Source organism: Streptacidiphilus sp. MAP5-3, from assembly GCF_041262505.1.
In the GTDB taxonomy this organism is placed as follows: Bacteria; Actinomycetota; Actinomycetes; order Streptomycetales; family Streptomycetaceae; genus Streptacidiphilus.
On record NZ_JBGCCL010000059.1, the window covers coordinates 1 to 6,392 of the forward strand.

Consider the following 6,392-nt stretch of genomic DNA (forward strand, 5'->3'; position numbering starts at 1 on the left):
GTCCGCTCAGCCCTTCCGCTGGACCAAGACCGCCGACCAGATCCTCGACCGCATCTGCCGCTACTGCACGCGCATCTCAGAACCAGATCACTAGGAAACCGGGTCGGGATCGCTGTCCTTGGCACCGTCGGCGCCGGCCGCCTCGGTCGGCAGCCGCAGGTCCCAGCCGATCAGCGCGACCAGCTGCTCGTGCGTGATGCCCTCCGGGATCGGGCGCGGCGGCGCGGTACGGATCGGCGGCTGCCAGCCCTCCGCCTCGGTCCAGCGGCGCACGGGTTTGGCGGGCGCGCCCGCGACCACGCTGTGGTCCGGCACCGTGCCGCGCACCACGGCGTTGGCCGCCACCACCACGTTGCGGCCGATGTCCGCACCGGGGAGGATCACCGCGCCCGTGCCGATCCAGCTGCCCGCGCCGATCCGGACCGACTCGTTGCGCGGCCACTGCTTGCCGATGGGCAGCGTCGGGTCGTCGTAGGAGTGGTTCTGGTCACTGATGTAGACACTCGGTCCGGTCCACACGTTGTCCTCGATCACGATGGACTGGTGGCCGACGATGTTGCTGTCCCGGCCGATCACGCAGCCGTCGCCGATCCGCACGATGGGCTCCGGGCCGAGCTGCAGGCCGGGCGCGAAACCCGCCGAGACGGAGACCCGCTCGCCGATGATGCAGTAGCAACCGACCGCGATCGCCTGCTCGTTGAAGATCGTCCCCTGCGGGAAGGCGAGCTTGGTGAACGCCCCGAGCTCGGCGAACCGCAGCGGGCCGGGCCGCTCGGCGCTGATCGCGCCCGCCTCGCGCACGACGCCCCACCCGCGGTGGACCAGTTGCGTCGCGGCGCGGCGCGCCCGCTCCCGGGCGGCGCGGCGTATCTTCTCGACGAACGGCATGGGCCTACGTTAACCGGTGAGTAACCGCCGGACTCACATGGCCTGCGTCACGCCGACCCGTCCCTGCGTCCCCGCGCCCCTGTGCCCCTGTGCCCCTGCGTCACTCGGCCGCCCACGCGGGCGGGCGGCGCTCCAGGAAGGAGAGCATGCCCTCGCGGGCCTCCTCGGAGCCGAAGAGCAGCGCCGACTGCGCCACCATCGACTCGCCGTCGCGCTCGAAGCTCCGCAGCACCTCGGCCGTGACCAGGCGCTTGGTCTCCGCCAGGCCCTGCGGGCTGGCCTTGCGGAAGGCGTCCAGGATCTCGGTCAGCGCCTCGGCGGGAGCAGCGCAGGCCTCGGTGATCAGGCCGATCCGCTGGGCCTCGGCGGAGTCGAAGACGGAACCGGTCAGGTACCAGCGCGACGCGCCGCGCGAGTCCAGGCGCGGCAGCAGCGGCAGCGAGATGACGGCCGGGGCGAGCCCGAGCCGGACCTCGGTGAAGGCGAAGGTGGACTTCGGTCCGGCCAGCACGATGTCGCAGGCGCCCAGCAGCCCCAGGCCGCCCGCCCGGACGTGCCCGTCGACCAGCGCGACGACCGGCTTGGGCGACTCCACCACCGACCGCATCGCGGTCACCAGACGGCGCGGGTTGGCGGTCGGGTCGCCGCCGGTGGCCTCGGACAGGTCCGCACCGGCGCAGAAGGTGCCACCGGTGTGGGTGAGCACGATCGCGCGCACCGCCGGGTCCTTGCCCGCGTCCAGCAGCCCCTGCTCCAACTCCGCCACCAGGCGGGAGGAGAGGGCGTTGCGGTTGGCGGGCGAGTCGAGGGTCAGTGTGGCGACGCCTCGGTCGACGGCGTAGCGGACCAACGGCTCAAGCGGCTGTGCGGCGGACATCGGGCGATCCCTTCCGGCAGGTCGACGCCACCACCCTGTGGCGCGCGTCCCCAGCCTATGCACCAGGTCAAGCCCTTGACGGCGACTTCCGCACGGCAGGACGCGTGCCAGGCCCGACCCCTCACATCCCGACCCCTCACACCTCCGACCCTCACACCCCCGTCGCAGTGAGCTCTCGGCGGCGCGCCCGGGACCAGAGCAGCCGCTGCACCAGCAGCGTCAGCGTGCCCGCGACGGCGATCCCGCCCAGGTTGACTCCGAGTTGGACGAACGAGCCCCAGGCCTGGGCGTAGTCGCCGTAGGTGACGGCCAGCGCTGCGTTGCCCGCCGCCGGGACGGTGGTGACGGAGATGGCGACGCCGATCAGCGTGGCGGACTTGGCCGACGTCAGCGACAGCACCCCGGCGACGCCCGCGAGCATCGCGACGACCACGGACATGGCGTCCGGCTGGTAGATGAACGAGCTGGCCGGGCGCGGCCCGTTGAACCGCGTGGCGGTGAAGAGTCCCAACTGGTCCATCGCCGCGCTGAACAGGACGGTCAGCAACATCGCCACCACGAAGCCCATCACCAACGTCACCAACGACTTCCAGGCCTGCCGGGGCTGACGCCGTACCAGCGCGACGCAGAGCCCCGCCAACGGGCCGAACTCCGGGCCGACGACCATGGCGCCGACGATCAGGATCGCGTTGTCCAGCATCACCCCGCAGGCCGCCAGCATGGTGGCGACGGAGAGGAAGGCGACGTAGACGGCGCTGAAGACCGACTCCTCCTGCGTGATACCGCTGACCGCCTCCCAGACCACCGCGTCCGCGCCCTCGCCGGGCGCCTCGGCCAGGGCGCGGGCGGCGGCGTCGGACGCGATGAACTCGGCACCGGTCATGGCGATCGCGCCCTGCTGCGGCAGGCCGAGTCGGCGCAGCGCGGCCACCAGTTCGTCCGCCGACTCGCGCGCCACGTCGCACTCGACCAGCGCCCCCGCCGGACGCAGCGCGGCCCCCGGGACCACCACGAGATGGGTGACCCCGAGGGCCTGGTCGAGCACCGAACGGACCTCGGACTCCAGCGACGGCGGGACGATGAGGCGGATGTGCATCACCTGCGTGAGGGTATGTCACCTTTCGCCCGGTTCAACCGATATCGCGCGGCTCACCTGACGTCGCGTCGCCGCCATCCGGCGAGCCCCGAGCCTGCGAGCAGCACGGAGAGCAGCACCATCCACAGCAGCGGCTGCGCCTGGAACGCGCTGCCGGGCAGCTTGGGCACGTGCGTGAACGGGCTGAGGTCGAGCAGCCACTGCCCCGCGTTCACGGCCGGGCCGAGGTAGGCGATGAAGAGCAGCACGCCCAGCACGCCCCAGGCCGCCGTGGACCACTGCGGCAGCAGCCCGAACAGCGCGACCGTCACCGCCGCGAAGATCCACACTGCCGGGAGCTGGATCAGCGCCGCGACCAGCAGCTTGCCCGTCCAGCCCGCCGCGTCGCCGAGCACCACGCCCGTGCCGAGCCCCGCGGTGATCCCACCGACCAACAGCAGCACGGCAGATCCGAGCAGCGGGTAGAGCAGGTGACTGCCCGCCCAGCCGAGCCGGCTGACGCCGGTGGCGAGCACGGGTTCGGCGCGGCCGGAGGTCTCCTCGCCGCGCAGCCGCAGCGCGGTCTGCACCGCGTAGACGGCGGCGACCATGGCCAGCAGGTTCATCGCCGTCGCGAGGTAGGCGTCGACCATGCCCGAACTGCCGCCCATCCGCTCCATGATCTGCTCGACGTTGGAGCTGCTGGAGATCAGCTGCTTGACGCCCTCGGTGATGCCGCCCAGCATCGAGCCGCCGACCGCGAAGCCGACCGCCCAGCCGAGCAGTCCGCCCCGCTGGAGCCGCCAGGCCAGGCCGGTGGCACCGCGCAGCGACGGCTCGGCCGAGGCCGGTCCGGGACGCTGTGGCAGCAGACCGGCGCCGAGGTCACGGCGGCCGGCGAGCAGGTAGCCGACGGCGATCTGCACCGCTCCGGCGACGACCAGCAGCGCCACCAGCCACCACGCGTCGTCCGCGTAGGGGCGGACGCGCTCGGCCCAGCCGAGCGGGGAGAGCCAGAGCAGCCAGCCCGGTCCGGTCGATCCGGCGGCGTCCCCGCAGGCGCGCAGCAGGAAGGCGAGCCCGAGCAGCGCGCCGCCGATCCCGTTGGCGGCCCGGCTGGTCCCGCTGAGCTGCGCGGCCATGGCCCCGACCCCCGCGAAGCAGACCCCGCACCCGAACAGCGCGCCACCGAAGGCGAGCGAGCCGCCCAGCGGCTGCCCGGTCGCGGCCAGGACGGCGGCGGTCAGCACGCCGACCAGCGCGGACGCGATCACGGCCGTGCCCAGCCCGGCGGCCAGCGGCGCGCCACGTCCGACCGCGCCCGCGCCGATCAGCTCCAGTCGACCGGACTCCTCCTCGGCCCGGGTGTGCCGGACCACCAGCAGGATGCAGAGCAGCCCCAGCATCAGGCCGCCGTAGGGCAGCATCCGCCAGGCCGTCAGCGCGCCGTTGCTGGTCGCGTCGTAGACCGGTCCGTAGAGCGCGCGCAGCGAACCGTTGCTGTTGATGCTCTGCGCGAGTGAGACGCGGGACGCCGTGGTCGGGTAGAGCTTGCCGATCGACGCGGCGGTGGCGCCGGTCGAGCCGACCAGGGCGTAGAGCCAGACGGGCAGCATGATCCGGTCGCGGCGCAGCGCGAAGCGGAGCAGCTCGCCGGTCCCGGCGGTACCGCCGCCCCCACCGCCCCCGCCGACGGCCCAGCGCCGGGTCACGCCTGCTCCCCGACGGACGAGGTGGCGGATGACGAGCGGGGCGCCGAGGCGGACTCCGAGGCGACCGACGACGTGACGGCTGCCTGCGGATCGGCGTCCGGCGCGGACTCGTAGTGGCGCAGGAAGAGCTCCTCCAGCGTCGGCGGACGGCTCGTCAGGGAGCGGACACCGGCGTCGGTCAGCGCGCGGAGCAGGCCGTCGAGCCGGTCCGTGTCGACCTGGCAGTGCAGCCGCGCTCCCGCCGGCCCGTCCGCCAACTCCACGTCGTGCAGGCCCGGCAGCGCGTCCAGGCCGGTCGGCCGCGAGGCGAGCTCGGCGGTGACGGAGGTGCGGGTCAGATGGCGCAGCTCGGACAGGGTGCCGGTCTCGACGGTGCGGCCCGCGCGGATGATGCTGACGCGGTCGCAGAGCGCCTCGACCTCGGAGAGGATGTGGCTGCTCAACAGCACCGTCCGGCCGCGCGCACGCTCCTCGGCGACGCAGGACCGGAACACCTCCTCCATCAGCGGGTCGAGCCCGGAGGTCGGCTCGTCCAGGATCAGCAGCTCCGCGTCCGAGCAGAACGCCGCGACCAGGGCGACCTTCTGACGGTTGCCCTTGGAGTACGTCTGGCCCTTCTTGGTCGGGTCCAGCTCGAAGCGCTCCAGCAACTCGGCGCGGCGCTCGGCCCGCTGCTCGGCGGTGGTGTTGCCGTTGCCGCGCAGTCGGCCGAGCAGGTCGATCACCTCGCCACCGCTCAGCCCACGCCACAGGGTCACGTCCCCGGGCACGTAGGCGATACGCCGGTGCAGCGCGACCGACTCGCGCCACGGATCCCCGCCGAGGAGCCGGGCGCTGCCCGCGTCGGCCCGGATCAGGCCGAGCAGCACCCGGATGGTCGTCGACTTGCCCGCGCCGTTGGGCCCGAGGAAGCCGTGCACCTCACCACGCTCGACGCGCAGGTCGAGACCGTCCAGGGCCCGGGTCCGCCCGAAGGTCTTGACCAGGCCCGACACGTCGATCGCCGGGGCGTCCCCGGCCATGCTTGCAGCGCTCACCGTCACGGTTCGACGCTACACTGATTTCACGAATTCGTGAATCTTCTGAACTCGGTGATGCCCGGGATAAGGTGAACCCCATGGCGACGAACCGGACGGATCAGGCAGCGGCCGATCAGGAGGAGCTGCGCGACTACATCGAGCGCTTCGCCAACGTCCTGACCGACACCGGCTTCCCGCGCATGCCCGCCCGCGTCTTCGTCGCCCTGCTCACCTCCGACACCGGCCGTCTCACGGCGGCGGAGCTGGCATCCCTGCTGCAGATCAGCCCGGCCGCGGTCTCCGGCGCGGTCCGCTACCTCTCGACCGTCCACCTCGTCGGCCGCGAACGCGATCCCGGCTCCCGCCGCGACCGCTACCGCGTCTTCGACGACGTCTGGCGCGACGCCCTCCTCCAGCGCGACTCGATGCTCTCCCGCTGGGAGACCTCCCTCACCGAGGGCATCCACATGCTCGGCCCCGACTCCCCGGCCGCGTCACGACTCGGCGAGTCGCTGCACTTCTTCAGCTTCGTGCGACGGGAGCTGCCCCTCCTGCTGGAGCGCTACTACCGCGAGCGCGAGGGGATGACGCCGCAGCAGTGAACTCGAAGCCACCGGGCTTCACCTTCTGCTCGCCGAATTGCAGACGGGAAATAATCGAACAGAATGACTAACTCGTTCGTGTTCGGAAGATAGTCCTGATGGGCCATGGTCTTGGGTGGGGTTATGGCTTGATAATTGTTCTATGGACGCCTCGATGTTCGGGGGCGGGTGTGAAGACGGAGATGGCGTCCATGGGTGGGGTGGGTCCCCGGAGTCCCA

6 protein-coding genes are annotated in these 6,392 nt (G+C 72.3%); 1 reads left to right on the plus strand and 5 read right to left on the minus strand.

Translation table 11 applies throughout. The features are described from left to right. Positions 1-90 precede the first annotated feature (90 nt). From ABH928_RS36285 to ABH928_RS36305, 5 genes are all read right to left on the minus strand, one after another. Positions 91-888 (minus strand): DapH/DapD/GlmU-related protein, encoded by a 798-nt coding sequence (locus ABH928_RS36285; protein WP_370073019.1) that lies wholly within the window; start codon positions 886-888, stop codon positions 91-93. Positions 889-988: 100 nt separating this feature from the next. Continuing rightward, positions 989-1,765: an enoyl-CoA hydratase family protein gene (locus tag ABH928_RS36290; protein ID WP_370073020.1), complete on the minus strand. Its 777-nt coding sequence runs from the start codon at positions 1,763-1,765 to the stop codon at positions 989-991. Positions 1,766-1,916: 151 nt separating this feature from the next. Further along, positions 1,917-2,864 (minus strand): DUF389 domain-containing protein, encoded by a 948-nt coding sequence (locus ABH928_RS36295; RefSeq protein WP_370073021.1) that lies wholly within the window; start codon positions 2,862-2,864, stop codon positions 1,917-1,919. A 50-nt stretch (positions 2,865-2,914) separates the two neighbouring features. Further along, positions 2,915-4,552: an ABC transporter permease gene (locus ABH928_RS36300; RefSeq protein WP_370073022.1), complete on the minus strand. Its 1,638-nt coding sequence runs from the start codon at positions 4,550-4,552 to the stop codon at positions 2,915-2,917. Beyond that, positions 4,549-5,574: an ATP-binding cassette domain-containing protein gene (locus tag ABH928_RS36305; protein ID WP_370073024.1), complete on the minus strand. Its 1,026-nt coding sequence runs from the start codon at positions 5,572-5,574 to the stop codon at positions 4,549-4,551. The genes ABH928_RS36300 and ABH928_RS36305 overlap by 4 nt, the downstream gene beginning before the upstream one ends. A gap of 95 nt (positions 5,575-5,669) precedes the next feature. Here ABH928_RS36305 and ABH928_RS36310 point away from each other — a divergent pair, with 95 nt between their 5' ends. Then, positions 5,670-6,173 (plus strand): GbsR/MarR family transcriptional regulator, encoded by a 504-nt coding sequence (locus ABH928_RS36310; RefSeq protein ID WP_370073023.1) that lies wholly within the window; start codon positions 5,670-5,672, stop codon positions 6,171-6,173. Positions 6,174-6,392 lie beyond the last annotated feature (219 nt).